Source organism: Nocardia sp. NPDC059228 (genome assembly GCF_042754245.1).
Lineage (GTDB): Bacteria > Actinomycetota > Actinomycetes > Mycobacteriales > Mycobacteriaceae > Nocardia.
Genome location: NZ_JBHZAL010000134.1, coordinates 1 through 1,242, shown reverse-complemented (window position 1 = coordinate 1,242; position 1,242 = coordinate 1). Strand labels below are relative to the sequence as shown.

The 1,242-nt window shown below is 67.4% G+C and carries 1 pseudogene; it reads left to right on the top strand.

From position 1 onward, the window contains the following. The first annotated feature begins 215 nt into the window (after positions 1-215). Positions 216-1,147: pseudogene (locus ACFXKA_RS42980) on the top strand (IS5 family transposase). The last annotated feature ends 95 nt before the right edge of the window (positions 1,148-1,242 follow it).

The following is a 1,242-nucleotide window of genomic DNA, read 5'->3' as shown; positions in this document are numbered from 1 at the left end:
GCTGCGGCGAGGCGTGGGCCCGGGACAAGCTGCAAGACGCTCTGTTCATGCTTCCGCCAAGGGCCGCCGGCGAACTCCGGGTGCAGGTGGAGCGCCTGGACGTGGTGCTCCTCAGGCGAACGCATCACGAGCCGATGGCAGACCCGGAGTTGGCGTGGTGGCATCGCAGGTGCTGACCGCGCACCCATGCCGCCCACTGATTCGTTGGCTCTTGTATGACTGGTCGAGGGGATCTGACAGAGGCGGAGTGGCGACGTCTGGAACCGCTTCTGCCGACAGGCAACAACCGCTGCGGGCGGTGGCGCGATCACCGTCAGGTGGTCAACGGCATCCTTCACCGGGTGCGGACCGGGGTGCAGTGGCGTGATCTGCCTGACTGCTACGGGCCGTGGAAGACCGTCTACGAGCGCCACCGGCGTTGGTCGGCCGACGGAACCTGGGAACGGCTGCTCCAGCAGGCGCAGGCCCAGGCCGATGCCGCCGGTGGGATCGACTGGGACCTCTCGGTTGACTCCACCTCGATCCGCGCCCACCAGCATGCGGCCGGAGCCCGGAAGGCCCCGCCACCCGCCGCGTCAAAAGGGGCGGCGGCAATGACACACCAGAGCGAAAGGCCATGGGAGAGACTGTGCGCCCGCCTGGTGGAGGTGGTGCAGGAGGTGAGGCGCTCGGTCGCTCCCGAGGAGGCTTCACCACCAAGATCCACCTGAGTACCGACGGTCGGTGCCGCGTGCTTTCACTGTTGCTGACGGCTGGCCAGCGGGCGGACTGCACGCAGTTTGAGCCGGTCATGGAGCGCATTCGGGTGCCTCGCCTCGGGCCGGGCCGCCCGCGCACCACACCAGACAGCGTGAGCGCCGATAAGGCATACAGCAACCGCCGGACCCGCCGCTACCTGCGGCGACGCGGCATCCGCCACGTCATCCCCGAGAAGAGCGACCAGGCAGTGAACCGCGTACGCCGGGGCCGGGCACGGGGTCGACCACCCGGCTTCGACAAGGAGCGGTACAAAAAGCGCAACACCGTGGAACGGGCGATCAACAAGCTCAAGAACTACCGAGCCGTGTCCACGAGGTATGACAAGCGCGCATACGTCTACCTGGGTACCGTCACCGTCGCAGCAACCATCATCTGGCTCCGGACATGATCGACCGGACAGAACCTAGGGCGTGTTTCGAAAGTACCGTCGTCCGCCCGAAGGGTGGGGCGCACGGCGTCTGGTGCGTGCGATCGCAAGGCGGA